Annotated in this window: 17 protein-coding genes; 4 read left to right on the top strand and 13 right to left on the bottom strand. The window is 63.9% G+C overall.

Translation table 11 applies throughout. The annotated features are described in order from the left end of the window. Nucleotides 1-133 precede the first annotated feature (133 nt). Together mmsB and LB564_RS04540 are read right to left on the bottom strand one after the other, a co-directional pair. The gene (gene mmsB / locus LB564_RS04545) at nt 134-1,018 is read right to left on the bottom strand and encodes a 3-hydroxyisobutyrate dehydrogenase (protein ID WP_224535275.1); all 885 of its coding nucleotides are present in this window, start codon (nt 1,016-1,018) and stop codon (nt 134-136) included. 24 nt (nt 1,019-1,042) lie between these two features. Continuing rightward, on the bottom strand, nt 1,043-2,209 hold the full coding sequence (locus LB564_RS04540) for an isobutyryl-CoA dehydrogenase (protein WP_224535273.1): 1,167 nt from the start codon (nt 2,207-2,209) through the stop codon (nt 1,043-1,045). Nucleotides 2,210-2,353: 144 nt separating this feature from the next. On the opposite strand from LB564_RS04540, the gene LB564_RS04535 reads away from it, so the two are divergent. Both LB564_RS04535 and LB564_RS04530 read left to right on the top strand, forming a co-directional pair. Then, nucleotides 2,354-2,968 carry a dimethylsulfonioproprionate lyase family protein gene (locus tag LB564_RS04535; RefSeq protein ID WP_224535272.1) on the top strand — a complete coding sequence of 205 codons (615 nt, stop codon included), beginning with the start codon at nt 2,354-2,356 and terminating at the stop codon, nt 2,966-2,968. Next, nucleotides 2,968-4,443: a cobyric acid synthase gene (locus tag LB564_RS04530; protein WP_224535270.1), complete on the top strand. Its 1,476-nt coding sequence runs from the start codon at nt 2,968-2,970 to the stop codon at nt 4,441-4,443. Before LB564_RS04535 ends, LB564_RS04530 begins: the two co-directional genes overlap by 1 nt. Before the next feature lie 457 nt (nt 4,444-4,900). On the opposite strand, the gene LB564_RS04525 is transcribed toward LB564_RS04530, so the two are convergent. Together LB564_RS04525 and LB564_RS04520 are read right to left on the bottom strand one after the other, a co-directional pair. Continuing rightward, nucleotides 4,901-5,071, bottom strand: a complete 171-nt coding sequence (locus tag LB564_RS04525; RefSeq protein WP_080511798.1) for a hypothetical protein — start codon at nt 5,069-5,071, stop codon at nt 4,901-4,903. Between the two features lie 51 nt (nt 5,072-5,122). Then, nucleotides 5,123-5,908, bottom strand: coding sequence for a TSUP family transporter (locus tag LB564_RS04520; protein ID WP_224535267.1), 786 nt, complete (start codon nt 5,906-5,908; stop codon nt 5,123-5,125). Nucleotides 5,909-6,024: 116 nt separating this feature from the next. Here LB564_RS04520 and LB564_RS04515 point away from each other — a divergent pair, with 116 nt between their 5' ends. Then, a complete protein-coding gene (locus tag LB564_RS04515; protein ID WP_224535265.1) occupies nt 6,025-6,456 on the top strand; it encodes a TerB family tellurite resistance protein in 432 nt (143 codons plus the stop codon). 13 nt (nt 6,457-6,469) lie between these two features. Here LB564_RS04515 and LB564_RS04510 read toward each other — a convergent pair whose 3' ends face one another. The 5 genes from LB564_RS04510 to LB564_RS04490 all read right to left on the bottom strand — a co-directional run bounded on the left by LB564_RS04510 (nt 6,470) and on the right by LB564_RS04490 (nt 12,857). Next, a complete protein-coding gene (locus LB564_RS04510; protein ID WP_224535263.1) occupies nt 6,470-8,092 on the bottom strand; it encodes an ABC transporter ATP-binding protein in 1,623 nt (540 codons plus the stop codon). Continuing rightward, on the bottom strand, nt 8,089-8,958 hold the full coding sequence (locus LB564_RS04505; protein WP_224535261.1) for an ABC transporter permease: 870 nt from the start codon (nt 8,956-8,958) through the stop codon (nt 8,089-8,091). The genes LB564_RS04510 and LB564_RS04505 overlap by 4 nt, the downstream gene beginning before the upstream one ends. Further along, nucleotides 8,955-9,902: an ABC transporter permease gene (locus LB564_RS04500; RefSeq protein ID WP_224535259.1), complete on the bottom strand. Its 948-nt coding sequence runs from the start codon at nt 9,900-9,902 to the stop codon at nt 8,955-8,957. Before LB564_RS04500 ends, LB564_RS04505 begins: the two co-directional genes overlap by 4 nt. 34 nt (nt 9,903-9,936) lie before the next feature. Beyond that, nucleotides 9,937-11,415: an ABC transporter substrate-binding protein gene (locus LB564_RS04495; RefSeq protein WP_224535257.1), complete on the bottom strand. Its 1,479-nt coding sequence runs from the start codon at nt 11,413-11,415 to the stop codon at nt 9,937-9,939. A 161-nt stretch (nt 11,416-11,576) separates the two neighbouring features. Then, nucleotides 11,577-12,857: an acetylornithine deacetylase/succinyl-diaminopimelate desuccinylase family protein gene (locus LB564_RS04490; protein ID WP_224535255.1), complete on the bottom strand. Its 1,281-nt coding sequence runs from the start codon at nt 12,855-12,857 to the stop codon at nt 11,577-11,579. Between the two features lie 220 nt (nt 12,858-13,077). On the opposite strand from LB564_RS04490, the gene LB564_RS04485 reads away from it, so the two are divergent. Next, complete coding sequence (locus tag LB564_RS04485) at nt 13,078-13,506, top strand: L,D-transpeptidase (RefSeq protein WP_224535254.1); 429 nt, start codon at nt 13,078-13,080, stop codon at nt 13,504-13,506. Between the two features lie 169 nt (nt 13,507-13,675). Here LB564_RS04485 and LB564_RS04480 read toward each other — a convergent pair whose 3' ends face one another. From LB564_RS04480 to LB564_RS04465, 4 genes are all read right to left on the bottom strand, one after another. Further along, entirely contained in the window at nt 13,676-14,659 is a 984-nt protein-coding gene (locus tag LB564_RS04480) for a lipid A biosynthesis lauroyl acyltransferase (protein WP_224535252.1), read from the bottom strand. A gap of 126 nt (nt 14,660-14,785) precedes the next feature. Next, nucleotides 14,786-15,814: a zinc-binding dehydrogenase gene (locus LB564_RS04475; protein WP_140701675.1), complete on the bottom strand. Its 1,029-nt coding sequence runs from the start codon at nt 15,812-15,814 to the stop codon at nt 14,786-14,788. Between the two features lie 36 nt (nt 15,815-15,850). Next, nucleotides 15,851-17,122 carry a beta-ketoacyl-ACP synthase gene (locus LB564_RS04470; protein ID WP_224535250.1) on the bottom strand — a complete coding sequence of 424 codons (1,272 nt, stop codon included), beginning with the start codon at nt 17,120-17,122 and terminating at the stop codon, nt 15,851-15,853. A gap of 46 nt (nt 17,123-17,168) precedes the next feature. Further along, on the bottom strand, nt 17,169-18,359 hold the full coding sequence (locus LB564_RS04465) for a beta-ketoacyl-ACP synthase (RefSeq protein ID WP_224535248.1): 1,191 nt from the start codon (nt 18,357-18,359) through the stop codon (nt 17,169-17,171). Between the last annotated feature and the right edge of the window lie 26 nt (nt 18,360-18,385).

Genomic DNA, 18,385 nt, shown 5'->3' with positions numbered 1-18,385 from the left:
GGATGCGATATGTCCGCCTCGCAATCCGTTCTACAGCGACATCGTTACCGCGGAGTTATCGAGAGCTTAAGCAAATCTAAATTTGCGGGTCTTTCTCCGCAAAGACCCGGAAAAAGTCTATCGAATCCGCTATTTAGGCAGGGTTGCCGCGCAGAAAATTAATTATGCCGGAAAAATCCGCGCCGCCGTGTCCCTGGGCGTTGAACAGGGCGTAGAGTTGCGCCGCCTCGGCCCCGAGCGGCGTCACCGCGCCCGCGCCAAGCGCTGCCTCCTGGGACAACTTCAGGTCTTTCAGCATGAGGGCCGCGGCAAATCCCGGCTTGTAATCCCTGTTGGCGGGCGAAGTGGGCACCGGGCCCGGAACCGGGCAATAGGTGGTCAGCGACCAGCACTGGCCCGACGAGGTCGAGGCGACGTCGAACAGCGCCTGATGCGACAGGCCGAGCTTTTCCGCCAGCACGAAGGCCTCGGCGACGCCGATCATTGAAATGCCGAGGATCATGTTGTTGCAGATCTTGGCCGCCTGGCCGGCGCCGTCGCCGCCGCAATGGACGATGCGCCCGGCCATCGGCTTGAGGATCGGCTCGGCGGCGGCGAAGGCATCGCCGGAACCGCCGGCCATGAAGGTCAGCGTCCCGGCAGTGGCACCGCCGGTGCCACCGGAGACCGGCGCATCGATCGACAGCAGGCCGTGTTTGGCGGCGATGGCATGCACCTTGCGCGCCGATTCCACGTCGATGGTCGAGGAATCGATGAACAAGGCATTTTTCTTCGCCTTGGGGGCGATATCCTCATAGACCGACAGCACGTGCTTGCCTGCCGGCAGCATGGTGATGACGACATCGGCGTCCTTCACTGTCGCGGCGGCGTTGGCCATGACAGTGATGCCATGGTCCTTGGCGGTGGCGAGGTTCTCGGGCACGAGGTCGAACCCCATCACCCCATGGCTAGCCTTGACCAAATTGGCGGCCATTGGATTACCCATGTTGCCAAGGCCAATGAAGGCGATAGTTGCCATCGTTTTCTCCCGATTTTGTTGCTGTCAGCGGCCGATCAGCGCCCGCGCGATGATGACGCGCATGATCTCGTTGGTGCCTTCGAGGATCTGATGGACGCGCAGGTCGCGCACCAGTTTCTCGATGCCGTAATCGTGCAGATAGCCGTAGCCGCCGAGCAGTTGCAGCGCATCGTTGGCGACGTCGAAGCCGGTGTCGGTGACGAAGCGCTTTGCCATGGCAGACCATTTGCCGGCGTCCGGCGCCTTGCGGTCGAGTTTGGAGGCCGCGGCATAGAGGAAGATGCGCGCGGCCTGCAATTCGGTCTCCATGTCGGCCAGCCTGAACTGCAGCGCCTGGAACTGGTTGATCTTCGAGCCGAAGGCCTTGCGTTCGGCGGTGTAGGCTAGCGCCTTGTCGAGGGCCGATTGCGCGCCGCCCAGCGAACAGGCGGCGATGTTCAGCCTGCCGCCGTCGAGGCCGGCCATGGCAATGCCGAAACCGGCGCCTTCGCCCGACAAAAGGTTCTCCGCCGGCACCTTGCACTCCTCGAAGATGACCTGGCGGGTCGACTGCATGTGCCAACCCATCTTGTGCTCGTTGGCGCCAAAGGAGAGGCCGGGCGCGTCTTTCGGCACGATGACGGTTGAGATGCCTTTCGGGCCATCGGCGCCGGTGCGCACCATGACGGCGTAGACATCGCTGTCGCCGGCCCCGGAGATGAACTGCTTGGTGCCATTGAGGATATAGTCGCCGCCGCTCTTGACCGCGCGCGTCTTCAGCGCCGCCGCATCCGAACCGGAACCCGGCTCGGTCAGGCAATAGCTCGCCAGCCATTCCATCGAGGTGAGCTTCGGCAGGAAGCGCTGGCGCTGCTCGTCATTGCCGAAGCGGTCGATCATCGCGGCCACCATGTTGTGGATCGAGATGAAGGACGAAAATGCCGGGTCGGCGTGCGACAGCGCCTCGAAGATCAGCACGGCGTCGAGCCGGCCGAGCGCGGAGCCGCCGACATCGTCCCTGATATAGATGCCGCCGAGGCCGAGCGGGCCGGTTTCACGGATCACGTCGGCGGGGAAATGTTTCCCGCGGTCCCAGTCGAGCGCATTGGGCGCAACACGATCGGCGGCAAAGGCCTGCGCCATCTCCTGGATGGCGCGCTGTTCCTCGTTGAGTTCGAACTGGCTGGTGCTCGCATCGACCGCGGCGTCCATGGCGTGCTCCCTGTAGGCTGGCCAGCTAGCCCGCTGGCCTGTCGTTTTTGGCTTTGCGCGCGCACCAATCTAGACCAATGATGCCGCCGCGCAACCCGACCTATCGCGGAGCGGCTGTGCACCAATGCATGCCCGGAGCAAGATGTGACGACAAAATTCGGTGAGCTGCTTCGAGGGTTCCACGCCTATCTCGCTTCCGTCGATGACGCCCTGGTGGGCGACGCCGTGGCGCGTATCGGCTGGGACATGCCGGCACGCGCGCTGGAGCCGCATCCGCTCGCCTGTCTGCGCCATCTCGACCGCGCCGCCGAACTGGCACCGCCACATGCCAAGCCGCTGGTGCGATTGCTGGCCGAGCAGTGCTACGAATTGCATTGGGGGCAGACCTATAGCGAGGGTGATTTCGGCAAGGCCTTCATCGACAATTACGGTTGGCTGGAAATGTTCGGCACGCGCGGGCACTTCGTCAATGAAGAGGTTGCCGCCGGGCTGCTGATTCTCGGACCCGGGATCGTCTACCCCGACCATCATCACGTCGCCGAGGAGATTTATATCCCGCTGACTGGCGGCACCGAGTGGCGCATGGGCGAGGTCGGTTTTCGCAAGCGGGAGGCCGGCGAGGTCGTCCACCATGCCTCCAACGTCAACCACGCCGTGCGCACGGGCAAGGAGCCACTGCTGGCGCTCTACATCTGGCGCGGCGGGCCATTGGCGCAGAAATCCACGATCACCGGAATCGCGACACAGGGCAGGAACTGATGGCCAGGGCAATCATGCTGCAAGGCACGGGTTCGGATGTCGGCAAGACGGTGCTGGTCGCGGGCCTTTGCCGCGCCGCGAAAAAACGTGGCCTGAAGGTACGGCCGTTCAAGCCGCAGAACATGTCGAACAACGCCGCCGTCGCCGACATTCCGGGCGACAACCACCATGGCGGCGGCGAGATCGGCCGTGCGCAATGGCTGCAGGCGATCGCTTGCGGGGTGCCGCCATCGGTTCACATGAACCCGGTGCTGCTCAAGCCGCAGACCGATGTCGGCGCGCAGGTCATCGTCCAGGGCAAGGTGTTCGGCGAGGCTCGGGCACGCGACTACCAGGCGTTGAAGGGCCGCTTGATGGACGCCGTGCTGGAGTCCTGGGGCAAGGTCGGCGAGGGCGCCGACCTCGTCATCGTCGAGGGCGCCGGCTCTCCGGCGGAAATCAATCTCAGAAGGCGCGATATCGCCAATATGGGCTTTGCCACGCGCACCGATGTGCCGGTGGTGCTCGTCGGCGACATCGACCGTGGCGGCGTCATCGCCTCCATTGCCGGCACGCATCTGATCCTGCCGGAAGAGGACCGGCGCATGATCGTCGGCTATCTCGTCAACAAATTCCGGGGAGACGTCTCGCTGTTCGATGACGGCATCAAGGCGATCGACAAATTCACCGGATGGCGCTGTTTTGGCGTCGTGCCGTGGCTGAAGGCTGCGGCACGGCTGCCGTCGGAAGATTCGGTGGTGCTGGAGCGGTTGGCGTCCGGCGAGGCGCGCGCGCTGAAAGTGGCGGTGCCGATGCTTGGCCGCATCGCCAATTTCGACGATCTCGACCCGCTCAAGGCCGAACCGCAGGTCGAAGTGGTGTTCGTGCCGCCCGGCAAGCCGCTACCGGCCGATGCCGGGCTGGTGGTCATTCCCGGCTCCAAGTCGACGATCGGCGATCTCCTGAAACTCCGCGAGAATGGCTGGGACCGCGATTTGGCGGTACACCGCAAGCGCGGCGGCCATGTCGTCGGCATTTGCGGCGGTTTCCAGATGCTCGGCCGCGTGGTGCGCGACCCCCACGGCATCGAGGGCAGCGTCACCGAGGCCGAGGGGCTCGGCCTGCTCGATGTCGAGACGGTGATGGAACCGGAAAAGACGGTACGCAATGTCAGTGCACGCTCGGTGCCGTTCGACCTGCCGCTCGAGGGCTACGAGATCCATCTCGGTCGCACGACGGGTCCGGACACCGTGCGGCCGTCGGCGATCATCAATGGCGCCGAGGATGGTGCGATCTCGGCCGATGGCAAGGTGATCGGCACTTACATGCACGGCCTGTTCGGCGCCGACGGCTTTCGCGGCAAATTCCTCGAAAGCCTGGGTGTCAGGGGCGGTGGCATAGATTATCGCGCCGAGGTCGAGCGGGCGCTGGACGAGGTCGCCGCCGAGTTGGAAACCCATCTCGACTGCGACGCGATTTTTGGACTGGCTAGGTAATTCGCGGCGCTGGTCATTGGCCAGGAACATCCATCGCCTCGTCATCCTAGGGCGGAGCAAGGAGCGAAGCGACGCGGCGCGGACCCCTAGGATCCATGCCGCGATTTCAACGCTCCGCACCGATGCAGAATTTTGCTCCGCGGCACTCTTCGATCAAGGTCACGGAATGGATCCCAGGGTCTCCGCGACGGAGCTTCGCTCCTGCTTCGCCCTGGGATGACGAAATTGGGGGGCATCGGCTAGTTCCGAATGCCGCAGTCAGCAGACATTCGCCCGTCGAAACCAGCTCAGGCATTCACACCTTCGACGGCCAGTAGGTGTCAAACGGCCAGACATTGCCTTCAGGGTCGCGGCGGATGAATTCGCGGCTAATCGCGATCGGTCATAGCCTGGGCAGAACCAAAAAACGCCCGGCTTTGGCCGGGCGCTCTCGGTCCCCACTTGTCGGGGACCCTTGTCAGGCGCCGCGCATCAGGCAGCCTGCTGCAAGCACGATATAGGCGATGAGTACGATCCATACCGATGCAAGCGGAATGAACGCGAGCACGCCAAGGGCGGCGAGAATGCCGATGATGGCGATAACGAGAGAAATGATGAAAACAATCTGGGTAGGCGCGCTGAGATTCATGTCTGGTCCCTCCAACATGATTCGAACAATGTCATTGTAACAGGCGCGTGATCACACACCAATCATGACACGCAGAGGGTTGGCTGGATCGGCAAGCAGCTTCACCGCCAGGGCCACGCAGACGATGACCAGCAGCGGCTTGATCAATCTCGCGCCGATGCGCATGGCAAGGCTGGCGCCGAGCCGGGCGCCGAGAAACTGGGCAACGCCCATCATCAGGCCGATCTTCCACGAGATGACGCCGACGGCGGCAAAGACGATGAAGCCGCCGATGTTGGAGGCGAAGTTGAGCAGCTTGGTATGCGCCGTCGCCTTGAGCACGCCGTAGCCGGCAAGGGCGACGAAGGCGAGCATGTAGAAAGAACCGGCGCCCGGACCGAACAGGCCGTCATAGAAGCCGATTGCCGGCACCAGGGTCAGCCCAAACAGGAAGGGCGACAGGCGCTCGGCGCGGTCGATATCGTTCATGTTGGGCTTGAGCGCGAAATAGAGCGCAATGGCGATCAGCACCAGCGGCAGGGCCGCGCGCAACAGGTCGCCAGGCACGATGGTGGCCAGCAAGGCGCCGATGGCGCTTCCGGCAAGCGCCAGCAGCGCCGATGGCAATTGCCGGCGCAGGTCGACATGGCCCTTCGAGGCATAGTGGATCGTCGCCGAGCCGGAGCCGAACATGCCTTGCAGCTTGTTGGTTCCAAGCGCTTCGACGGGCGAGAAACCGGCCAACAGCAGTGCGGGAATGGTGATCAGTCCGCCACCGCCGGCAATCGAATCGACAAAGCCCGCCGCAAAGCCGGCGAAGGCGAGCATGGCGATGGTTTGGGTGGTGAGGTCGATCATCTGGCGCCGGGAGACATTTAGCTGGCTGGATATCCGGCGTTCGACCACGACGGCCCTGTTTGCGCAAGGCCGATTCCGCGCTAACTCTATGCATGAGGAATCGGAAAGGGTCGCCCATGGCGTTCGCATTGCTGGACCAGATACGCTCCATCTTCGACGGCGACCCGGGCGTGCGCAAGGTGGCGGACGATCCCGTCCTGTCGGCGGAACTGCTGATGCTGTTCCGCATGATCCTGGCCGACGGCACTGTGAGCGAGAGCGAGATGATTGCCTTCCGGCGCATCTGCAAGGATGCCTTCGACATTCCGGAGACCAGCATCGACGCCGTCATCGAATATCTCAACGAGTTCGGCTACGAGACCAACGGCTCGCAGGCGATCGCGCTGTTTCGCGACCTCGACATCGAGCGGCGCAGGCAACTGGCGCAGCACATGGCGGAGATCGCCAAGGCGGATTCGCAACTGGCCGAGAGCGAGGTGCGCCTGCTGCGCCGCACGCTCGATTTGCTCGACATCAGCCCGGTCGACGTGGTGAAGCCGCAAGACTAAGGGGAACGGCCGCTCACCCCTGTTCCTGCATGCGTCGCGCGATCGCGCGATGCAAATCCGGGGCAGCGGCAACAAGCGCCTGCGCCGCCTCGGATTGCGGGCGGTCCAGCACCTCGTTCGTCTTGCCGCGCTCGACGATCTTGCCGTCATGCATGACCAGCACCTCGTCCGTAATAGCGCGTGCGACGGTCAGGTCGTGGGTGATGAAGAGATAGGCGATGCCGAGCTTCTGGTTGAGCCCGGCGAACAGGTCGAGGATTTGGGCACGGATCGAGACGTCGAGGGCCGAGACCGGCTCGTCGGCGACCACCAGTTTGGGGCGGGTGATGATGGCGCGGGCGATCGACAGGCGCTGGCGCTGGCCGCCCGAGAATTCGTGCGGGTATTTGTCCATGTCAAGCTGGTCGAGGCCGACCTCGTGCAGCGCATGCGCCACCATCTCGCGGCGTTCGGCGCGCGTCGGTTTTTTCTCCAGTACATGCAGGGGTTCGGCGACCAGTTTTTCGACCTTCTGGCGCGGGTCGAAGGAGCCGTAGGGATCCTGGAAGACGACCTGCATGTCGCGCCTGGCCGGCTTCAACTCGGCTTCGCTCGTGCCGGTAATGGTTTCGCCGCGAAAGCGGATTGCGCCTGAACTCGGCCGGTCCAGCGCCAGGATCATGCGGGCAAGGGTGGACTTGCCGCAGCCGGATCGGCCGACCAGCGCCACCGACTGGCCCGGCGCGATCGACAGCGAGACGTCGTCGACGGCACGGATGTCAGGCGCGCGCCTGAACAGCGAGGTTCGGCGGCCGCGGTAGTCACGGGTGATGCCTTCGACCTGGAGCAAGGGTTGGTCCGTGCCGACGGGATGGGGCCTGGCGCGCGCCGGGACGTGCATCGAGGCCTGCGCCAGTTGGCGCGTATAGGGGTGGAGCTGTTCGGACAGCGTGCGCGCCGTGTCGCCGGCCTCCATCACCTCGCCATGCCGCAGGATGGTGATGCGATCGGCCATCTCGGTGACGACGGCAAGGTCGTGCGAGATCAGCAGCAGGCCCATGCGGCTCTCCGCGACGAGGTCGCGCAGGAGGTCGAGAATCTGTGCCTGCAGCACCACGTCGAGCGCCGTCGTCGGCTCGTCGGCGATCAAGAGCTTGGGTTTCAGCGCGCAGGCGACGGCGATGACGACGCGCTGGCGCTGGCCGCCGGACAGTTCGTGCGGATAGCGCGACAGCGGGAATTTCGCTTCGGGCAGCCCGACGCGGTCGAGCATTTTTCGCGCCCGATCCTCAGCTTCCGCACGTGTAGCCTTCGTGTGCCAGCGTATGCCTTCGGCGACCTGTTCGCCGATCGTCTTGACCGGATTGAGCGCCGCCATCGGTTCCTGGAACACCATGCCGATGTCGTCGCCGCGCAGGGCGCACATCTGGCCCTCGGTTGCCGTCAGGATATCGATGCCGTCGAATGTGACGCGCCCGGTGGCGCGGGCAGCGTGTGGCAGGAGCCGCATCACCGTCAGCGCGGTCATCGACTTGCCGGAGCCGGATTCGCCGACCAGCCCCATGACCTCGCCGGGCGCGACGGAGAGTTCAATGCTCTTCAGGATCTGCGTGTCGCCGATGGTCAGCGACAGATTGTCGATTTCAAGCAGGCTCATCGCTGCCGCCGCGATTTCGGGTCGAGAATGTCGGCGATGCCGTCGCCCAGGAGGTTCAGCCCAAGCACGGTGACGACGATCGCCATGCCCGGGAAAATCGCCATCCACGGCGCCACCACCATGCGCGTCTGCGCGTCGAACAGCATGCGGCCCCAGCTCGGCATCGGCGGCTGCGCGCCGAGGCCGAGATAGGAAAGCCCGGCCTCGGCCAGGATGCCCAGCGCGAACTGGATCGTGCCTTGCACCAGGAGCAGCGTGGCGATGTTGGGCAGCACATGTTCGATCGATATCTGCGTACTGCTCTTGCCGGCGGCGCGCGCGGCCAGGATGAATTCGCGCGGCCAGATCGCAAGCGCGCCGGCGCGGGCGACGCGGGCAAAGACCGGGATGTTGAATATGCCGATGGCGATGATGGCGTTGACGGCGCCAGGCCCGAAGATGGCGGTGATCATGATGGCCGACAGCAGCGCGGGGAAAGCGAAGACGAGATCGTTGACGCGCATCAGCGCCTCGTCGACGAGGCCGCCGCGCGCCGCGGCGAAGGCGCCGAGCGGCACGCCGACGCCCATGCCGATGCCGACCGCGACCAGCGCCACGGCGATCGAGTTGCGGGCGCCGACCATGACCATCGACAGGATATCGCGGCCGAAATGGTCAGTGCCGAACCAGTGCGCCAGAGAGGGTCCTTGCGTCTTGTCGGCTATAACAAGCCTGGTCACATCGTAAGGTGTCCAGACGTAGGACAGGATCGCCATCGCCAGGATCAGCAATGTGATGACGAAGCCGGTCACGAAAGCCGTGTTCCTGAAAGCCTTGGCCAGGATGCCTGCCAATGTCTCATCGGGGATGTCGACATGCATCGTCATGACCGGGTTCTCAAGCGGGGATCGACGACCGCATAGGAGAGGTCGACGAGGAGGTTGACGGCGATGACGGCCGCGACCAGCAGCATGACGACGCTTTCAACGACGATCAGGTCGCGCTGGGTGATCGCCTGGAACACCAGCCGGCCGAGACCGGGCAGATAGAAGACATTCTCGATGATGATGGTACCGGCGAGCAGGAAGGCGAATTGCAGGCCAAGGATAGTCAGCACCGGGATCATGGCGTTGCGCAGCGCGTGCCGCCACAGCACGGCCCGATAGGGCAGGCCCTTGGCGCGGGCGGTGCGGATATAGTCCTCGTTCAGCACCTCGATCAGAGCCGAACGGGTGACACGCGCCAGGATAGCGGCTTGCGGCAAGGCAAGCGCAATCGCCGGCAACAGCAGCGATTTCAGCGCCGCCCAGGCGCCGGCGCCCCAGCCGGGAAAACCACCGGCCGGGACCAGACGCAGCCAGACGGCGAAGACATAGATCAGCATCAGCGCGAACCAGAAATTGGGTACGGCGACGCCGAGCTGCGCCGCGCCCATCGCCACCGTGTCGCCGGCCCGTCCGCGACGGCTGGCGGAATAAAGCCCGACCGGAATGGCGATGATCGTGGAAAGAGCAAGCGCGATCAGCGCCAGCGGCAGCGAGACGGCAAGCCGTTCACGCACGAGATCGATGACTGGTACCGAATAGGTATAGGAGCGGCCGAAATCGAGGCTGAGCAGGCCGCCGGCCCAGTGCAGATAGCGCAGCACGAGCGGCGCGTTGAGGCCCATCTGGGTGCGCAAGAGCTCGACCTGGTCGGCGCTGGCATTCATGCCCAGCATCAGCCGCGCCGGATCGCCGGGAAGGATTTCCAGCACGGCGAACACCACCATCGAGGCAAGCACCAGCGTCGCGAAGGCGATGGCAACGCGCTTGAGGAGGTAGGCGGTCATGGGAGGCGAGGAAGCCGCGCGCGCACCACGAGCCTCACTCGCTCCACTTCACCTTGGTCAGGTCATTGGCCTGGATCGGCGCGTTTTCCCACAGTCCCTGCAATTTGGCGTCCCAGACGCCGACCTTGGGCAATTCGTAGAGGAAGCCGACCACGGCGTCGTCGGCGAGGATCTTCTGTGCCTCGCCCAGCAATTCCTTGCGCTTGGCCTCGTCGGAGGTGAGGTTGAGGTCGGCGATCACCTTGTCGAAGGTCGGATTGTCGTAGTTGAAGTAGTAGTCCTTGCGCGAATAGATATCGATATCGTTCGGCTCGGTGTGGGAGACGATGGTCAGGTCGTAGTCCTTCTTGGTGAACACCTGGTCCAGCCACTGCGCCCATTCGACCGGGATGATCTCAAGATTGATGCCGACGTCGCGGAGTTCCGAGGCGATGATCTCGCCGCCGAGCCTGGCATAGCCTGGCGGCGGCAGTTTCAGCGTCGCCTTGAAGCCGTTCTCCAGCCCGGCCTCCTTCAGCAGTTCCTTGGCCTTGTCGACATTATGCGGATAGAGGCCGGTGAGGTCGACATAGTCCTTGTTGGCCGGCGACATGTGTGAGCCGATCGGCAGGCCAAGCCCGGCCGAGGCGCCGTCGATGATCGCCTTGCGGTCGAGCGCGTAGGAGATCGCCTGCCTGACCTGCAGCTTGTCGAAAGGCGGCTTCTTGTTGTTGATCGACAGGATGGTTTCGCCTTCGGTCGAACCGATCACCACCTTGAAACGCGGATCGTCCTTGACCTGCGCCAGACTGTCGGGGTCGAAGAAGGGGAAGGCCTGGATGTCGCCGGACAAAAGGGCCGGCACATAGGCCGCGGCATCCGGCACTATGCGGAATTCGACCTTGTCGAGGAACGCTGGAGCACCCCAGTAATGGTCTGATTTCACCAGCGTGATCGACGATCCCTTGGCCCAGTTCTGGAACTTGAACGGACCGGTGCCAACCGGGTTTTCCTTGTTGGTATCGGCTGACTTTGGCGACACCATCACCGCGTCGCCCCAGCCCATATTGTAGAGGAAGGACCCTTGCGGGTTCTTCAGCGTGACCTTGACCGTTGCCGGATCGATGACGTCCACCTTGTCGATGGCCGCGAACAGGCCCTTCTGTGCATTGACCGAATTGTCGGCGCGGGCGCGGTCGAGCGAGAATTTCACGTCGTCGGCGCTGAAATCGGCGCCGTCGTGGAATTTGACGCCGGTGTGCAGCTTGAAGGTATAGACCTTGCCGTCATCGGAAATGGTCCAGCTCTCGGCCAGATCCGGCAACACTTCGCCATTGGGGCCAATCCGGGTCAGGCCCTCGAAGACATTGGCGTAGAGCACCTCCTTGATCGCCGCCGCGGCACCCGCGGTCGGATCGAGATGCGGAGGTTCGAGCGGAATGCCGATGACCAGGTCGGTCCGGGCCGCGAAGGCGGAGGTTCCAGCGGCCAGTGCAAGAACCGCGGCGGCCAGAATGGTTTTCCACAATCTCATCGTGCAACTCCCCATGCGTTCAGGACATGTGCTCAAACCGAGCGATAGAAGCGTGATTTCGCGCGGGAGTAAATTGCGTTTCGTGCTGCCAGGCAGGATGGCCGGGAATGTTTTTGCCGCAGCGGCCCTGTCGGCGGGTCGAAGCTTGTCGCGACGCAAGCTTATCCCGTGGCGGTGCCACGCAGCAGCACGTTGAGCCCGATCGCCATCACCTTGGCCGATTCCACCATGTCGCATATGCCGACCCACTCGTCCGGCCGGTGCGCGAGGTCGAGAATGCCCGGGCCATAGGCGATGCAGTCGTAGATGTGGCCGATGCGGGCTATGTGCTTCTGATCGTAGGTGCCGGGCGAGATGACGTAATCGGGCTCGCGGTCGAAGATCGCATGGATGCCTTGCGCGATGGCCTTGACCACCGGCGCGTCGCGCTCGGTCATCAGCGGCAGTACTTCCATCAGATCGCGGATTTCGTAATCGAACTTTTTGCGCTCGCGCTTCAGCCGGTCGAGAATGCCGGTCACCTCACTTTTGACCGTGGCCAGATCCTCCTCGAGCAGGAAGCGGCGGTCGATGGTCAGCCGGCAGGAATCGGGCACGTTGGGCGAGGGCAGGCCGGGGCGGAAATCCTCGGTCTGCCCGCCATGGATGGAATTGATGTTCATGGTCGAGCGCCTGGCGCCCTCCGGCACCACCGGCATACGCGTCATCTTGCGGTCGAGTGCGGGGAACAGGTCGTCCTCGAAGGCCCTAAGGACGGCGCCCATGTGGCGTACGGCATTGTCGCCGAGAAACGGCATCGAGCCGTGCGCGATCTCGCCCTTGGTCTCGATCTCCGCCCACCAGACGCCGCGATGGCCAAGGCAGATGCGGTCTTTGTTGAGAGGCTCGGGGATGATGACGTGATCGACCCTGGGTTTGGAGAAATAGCCAAGCCCGGCCAGATGGGCGACGCCGCCGAAGCCGCCGGATTCCTCGTCCACGGTGCCCGAGATCTCGATGGCGCCGGGAAAGTCGGGGAAGACTTCCAAGAAGGCCTCGACAGCGATGATGGAGGCGGCCAGGCCGCCCTTCATGTCGCAGGCGCCGCGGCCATAGACCTTGCCGTCCCTGACAACGCCGGCAAAGGGATCCACGGACCAGCCTTCGCCGGCCTCGACCACGTCGATATGCGAGTTGAAGTGGACGCAGGCGCCGGGGGAGCGGCCGTCGAAACGGGCAACGACATTGACGCGCGGATAGCGGTCAGTGTCGCCGGGCGTGCCTTCGGCGCGGATGAACTCGGTTTCGAAACCACGTTTCCTTAGCCGCGCACCAATGTACTCGGCGCATGGCCGGTAGGCTTCGCCGGGTGGGTTGATGGTGGGAAAACGGATGAGGTCGGCGGTCAGCGCGACGACATCGTCTCGCCTGGCATCGATTGCGTGAAGGAGTCGTTCGATCATCGGGAGAGTTGAGCAACGATCAGCGCTTTATTGCAAGCCCGCTGGCAACCAAGGGCGTGCGACGTGTCGTTGCGGCAACTGTCGCGGGAAATCGTTCAAATTCGCTGCTTTGAATTGGCGAATTGATCAATGTGTGTGTGTTATCCCGTTCACCTGCCATTAAAAAGATGAAAAACATCGTGAGGGCAGGCAGATAGGGCAATCAAAGGGGTTTGGTCGCATGAGAACGTCGTTCTTCAAGGCAGCGGTGCTGGCAACCGCGCTGTTTGGTGCATCGGTCGCGAGTGAGGCAGCCACATTGGTGGCGAATATCGACGTGTCGTCGCAGACGATGACGGTTCGATATGGTTCGGCGGTTTACCGTTGGGCCGTGTCCACCGCCCGTCGGGGCTATTTCACGCCGCGCGGAACGTACCGGCCGCAGCGGACCGCGCGGATGTGGTATTCGCGCAAATACGACATGTCGCCGATGCCGTATTCGGTGTTCTTCCGCGGCGGCTATGCCATCCATGGAACCGGTGCAGTCCGGCAACTCGGCCGCCCGGCTTCGCATGGCTGCGTGCGGCTGCATACGGCAAATGCCGCGGCCTTCTATGCGATGGTGCGCGAAGTCGGCTTCGGCAATACGCGCATCGTCGTCACCAACTAGAGCAATTCCAGGAAAAGTGTGTAACGGTTTTCCGTCCGGAATTGCGTGAAAACAAAGAGTTAGAGCGGGTCGGCGATTCCATCAAACGCTGAACCGCTCTAGGCGACAGGCGGTTCACTGATATTGGCTTTGTCGCTGGCGAGGAACGCACGTTCCCGCCGGCGGCTGTTCAAGTGTTTGCGACGGGGGCCGGTGCCGGCCGCTTCTTGCGCCGCCAGTTGCTGATCTCCCACCTTTTGTGGAACCACATCCACTGGCCGGGATCCTCGCGCACCCAGCGCTCGACGACGTCGTTCAGCATCTGGGTGGTGGCGTGGACGTCGACGCTGCCGTCGACGGTGCGCGGCAGGACCAGCTTGTCCTCGATCTCGAGCCGGAAGCGGTTGCCCGGCAACCTGACGCAGCGCGCCGGGTAGACGTCGCAGTCATAGTGACGGGCAAGGGTGCCGAGCACGCGGTTGCTCTGGCAGGGACGGCCGAAGAAGGTCGTGTCCAGGCCGTTGGAGAATTTCTGGTCGACGAGAACGCCGATATTGCCGCCATTCTCCAATACGCCGGCCAGGGCGAACGAGGCGCCGGCCATCGACGGCAGCAAGCCTCCCATGCTCGAGCGCCTCGTCGAAAGGATGTAGTCGGCGAGGTAGGGGTTGTTGGGCGGGCGAAACAGCGCCGTGATGTTCATGCCGAAGGTCGCGGCCGCCACCGGCAGCAGCTCGAAATTGCCGAGATGGCCGGTGAAGACGATGTGCGGCTGCTTCTCGGCCGCGATCTCGACGAAATGCTCCGTTCCCTTGACCTCGACGCGGCCGGGCTTGCCAGCGGCGGGGTCATAGTCGAACAGGGCGTCGAGAAAAATGTATTCGGCGGCAAGCCGGGCCATGTTGCCCCACATGTCTGAGGCGATGGCCTGGATTTCGCCATCGCTCTTTTCCGGATAGGCCTTGCGCAGGTTGTCGATGGCGACGTGGTGACGTCCGACCCTTGGGCCGATGAGGCGAGCGACGCGGTCGGCAAAATTGAGCGCGCTGTCGACCGGCAGCAGGCGCAGCAGCGACATGATGATCATCGCGGCCCGCGCAACGAGCCAGTAATTCACCTGGCGCAGTTGCCTGCCATAGCGAAATTTCAGGTCCCGGCGAAGTTTCTTCAACACTGAAATCGAGGCTCTAGAGCATGATGCCGAAAAGTGTGAAGCGGTTTTCGGATGACATCATGCTCTATTCCTTGATTTAGAGGCGGATTCAGATTTCAGGTCGATTCGACCTGAAATCATCCGACTCTAGGCGACGCGAAGGATGATCTTGCCGAAGACGTCGCGGCCTTCCATGCGCTTCAGCGCGGCATCGATATCGTCGAAGCCGACCTCGGTGTCGATGACGGGTGCTACCTGCCCCGCCGCCATCTTCTGCATGGCGTTGGCCATGTTCTCCATGCGGCAGCCGAAGGATCCGAGCAGTTTCAACTGCTGCTGGAAGAGCTGCATCAGGTTGATCTGCGTCGACACGCCCGAGGTCGAGCCGCAGGTCACCAGGCGGCCGCCGCGCTTCAGGCACAGCATCGAGCCGGCAAAGGTGTCGGAGCCGACATGTTCGAAGACGACATCGACGCCCTTCTTCTTGGTCAGCTTGCGTACGACGCCCTCGAAGCGGTCGTCGCGGTAGTTGATGACATGGTCGGCGCCGAGCGCCTTGGCCTTGTCGATCTTATCGTTCGAACCGACGGTGGTGATGATGGTGCAGCCCATCCGCTTGGCCAGCTGGATCGCCGCCGAGCCGATGCCGGATCCGCCGGCATGGACGAGGATCGTCTCGCCAGGCTGCAGCCTGGCATTGTCAAATAGCATGTGCTCGACGGTGCCGAAGGTGACGGGCGCCACGGCGGCGCCAATGTCAGTCACGCCCGGTGGGGCGGGGACCAGCAGGCGCGCCGGCAGGTTGATCTTCTCCTGCGCGAAGCCGTCGAGATGGAAGCCATGAACCCCCGAGACATGTTCGCAGAGATTGTCGCGGCCTTCGCGGCAGGCGCGGCAGAGGCCGCAGGTGCGTGCGCCATAGATCGACACCAATTGTCCAGGCAGCAGGCTGGACACGCCGGGGCCGACCGCCTCGACCTCGCCGGAGGCTTCGGCACCCACGACCAGCGGCAGCTTGCGCTTGGCGAAGGCCATGCCGCGCCAGCCCCAGACGTCAATATGGTTCAGCGCCACCGCCTTGATGCGCAACGTCACTTCACCCAGAGCGGGTGGCGGGGGAGGCGGCAGGTCCACCGTTTCAAGACGGCGGTCCTCGATAAGTTGCAGTGCGCGCATGAAGCCTGTCGGTTCTGTTAAGCGGAAAGGGCTCGCTTAGACCGGTTCCCGCGCCATGACAAGGCAAGTATTCTGGCCGCCGAAGCCGAAGGAGTTCGACAAAACGGTGCGGACCTGCGCATCGCGCTTCTTGTTCGGCACGACGTCGAGCACGATCGCCGGGTCGGGATTGTCATAGTTGATGGTCGGCGGAATGACGCTTTCGCGCATCGTCATCAGCGAAAAAGCCGCTTCAACCGCGCCCGCAGCCGACAGCGTGTGGCCGATCATCGACTTGTTGGACGAGATCGGCATCGAGCCGATCCGCTCGCCAAACACCGTCGACAGCGACAGGTGTTCCATCTTGTCGTTTTCCGGCGTCGAGGTGCCGTGGGCGTTGACATAATCGATCTCGTCTTCGCCGAGGCCCGCATCGGCAAGGGCGGCCCGGACAGCGGCAATCGCCGGCGAGCCGTCCGGCTTGGAGCGGGTGCGGTGGAAATCGTCGGCCTTTTCACCACAGCCGCTGAGGATGCCGAGAACCGAGGCCCCGCGGGCAAGCGCTGCCTCCAGCGATTCCAGCACCAGGACGCCGGACCCCTCCGCCAATACGAAGCCGTCACGGTCCTTGGAAAAGGGCTTGGAAGCCTTTTCCGGGTTGTCGTTGTGGGTGGAAAGGGCTGACAGCAGCGAGAAGCGGATCAGCGCCTCGGCGGTCGCCGAGCCGTCGGCGCCGATCGACAGCGCCCGGTCGCATTCACCACGGCGGATCGCCTCGACGCCGAGCTGGATGGCGGTGGCGCCGGAGGCGCAAGCGGTCGACAGCGTGATCGGCAGGCCGCGTGTGCCGAACCGGTCGGCCAGCCGGTCGGCGATCGAGCCGAACTGGGTGGTTTCGAAGACGTCGAGCTCCTTCAAGCCGCGCGCTACGCGCAGAAGCCTTTCGGCGCCGGAATCCTGCTTGTCGGAATTGTAGAGCGCGAAGCGCTCGTGCCAGTCGAGCTCGACCGGCGGCGAAGCAAGAAAGAGCGGTCCGCCGAAATCACCGGAATCGAGACCAGATTCGGCCATGGCCTCACGCGCGGCGGTCTCGGCCAGTTCATAGGTGAGGGGGCTGGCACCCTTCGAACTCGATGCCAGGAAATCGACCATGCCGGAGATGCGCGTGTTGAGGTGATCGACCGGGAAACGGGTGATCGGGTGGATGCCCGACTTGCCCGAGGTCAGCGCCGCCCAATTGTCAGCCTTGCCGACGCCGAGCGAGGTCACCACGCCAATGCCGGTGACGGCGACGACGGGCCTGCCCATGTGATCTCTGAAATTGGCCATTCGGGAAGCCCTCTTGATCTCCGCGGCACGATCGCCAAACGCCGCCTCAAGCGGCGTTGACCAGCGCCATGCCCTCGAATTGGTGATAGCCGATCGCCGTTGCAAGGACGCTCGCGGGAATGCCGTCAAATGGCTTCTCGGCAGTGGCGTCAAAGACAGGGTAGGCGGCCTTGCGGTTGACGGCGAGCGCCGCCAGCGCCACGGCGAAGGGAAATTGTGCTTCCTTCATGTGACCGGTCAGCGTCGCGAAACCGCGCGCCGATATCGCCTCGACGGCATCGAGCGCCGCCTTTTCGGCTGATGTCGCCGCGTGCGCGCCGGATGCGCCCGACATGGCGAGCAGCTTGCCGTTTGGCAGCGCCGCCTGTTTGAGCAGGGTAGCGATCTCAGTATCGAGTTCGCCGCGAGAGCGCCTGGCGCGGCCGGAGACGACAGGTCCAAGCTCGGCGTAGATCTTGCGCCCGCGGCTTGTCGCGTGTTCGCGCTGCTCCAGCACCAGGAAGGCGCCGCCGGAACCCGAGACCACACCGCCACCCTCGGCGCCCTGCCTTTGCCAGACAGGTTTCCAGGGGCCGCGATGCAGATAGCCGGCGAGTTCATAGCCGAGCAGCATGTCGGAATGTTCGGTCTGGAAGGCGCCGCCGACCAGAATGTGGGTCGACTGGCCGGAGCGGATACGCGCGGCGGCCGTCTCGACGGCGGCGACGCCGGCGCCTTCCTCACCCATGAAGGTTCTGGACGAACCCGTCACCTTGTGGACGATGGAGATGTTGCCGGCGAGCAGATTGGAAAGCTGCGCCAGGAACAGGGTTGGGCGCAGCTCGGTGGTCAGCTTCTCGTTGAGCAGCACGTCGCGGTCGTTGCGGCTCTCGGACGCGGCGAGAATGTCGGCGTCGACCGCCTCGTCGCGCTCGCCGCCGCCGGCGGCCACCACCATGTCCATGGTGGTGCAGAGCTCGTCATTGCCCTTGATGCCGGCGTCGTCCAGCGCAAGGCCAGCCGCATAGGTGCCGAGCCGCTGCCAGGTTTCCATCTGCCGCTGGTCGCCGCGCTTGGCGATCTGCAGGTTCCAGTCGATTTGGGGCAGCGGATGGACCGTGTAGGGCGCAAAGCGCGCGGCTTCGAGCACCGGCTTCTGGCCGGGTTGCGTCAGCTTCTGCCAATGGGCATCAGGACCTTCCCCCAGCGAGGAAACAAGGCCGATACCTGTGATGACGACGTCGTGGGGGCTGCTCATGAGCGGCTTTGTGGGTCAGGCGGCCG

Origin of the sequence: Mesorhizobium sp. ES1-6 (genome assembly GCF_020164775.1) — a bacterium.
In the GTDB taxonomy this organism is placed as follows: domain Bacteria; phylum Pseudomonadota; class Alphaproteobacteria; order Rhizobiales; family Rhizobiaceae; genus Mesorhizobium.
Note: the sequence above shows the minus strand (reverse complement) of the source record. Positions and strands in the feature narration are given on the sequence as shown.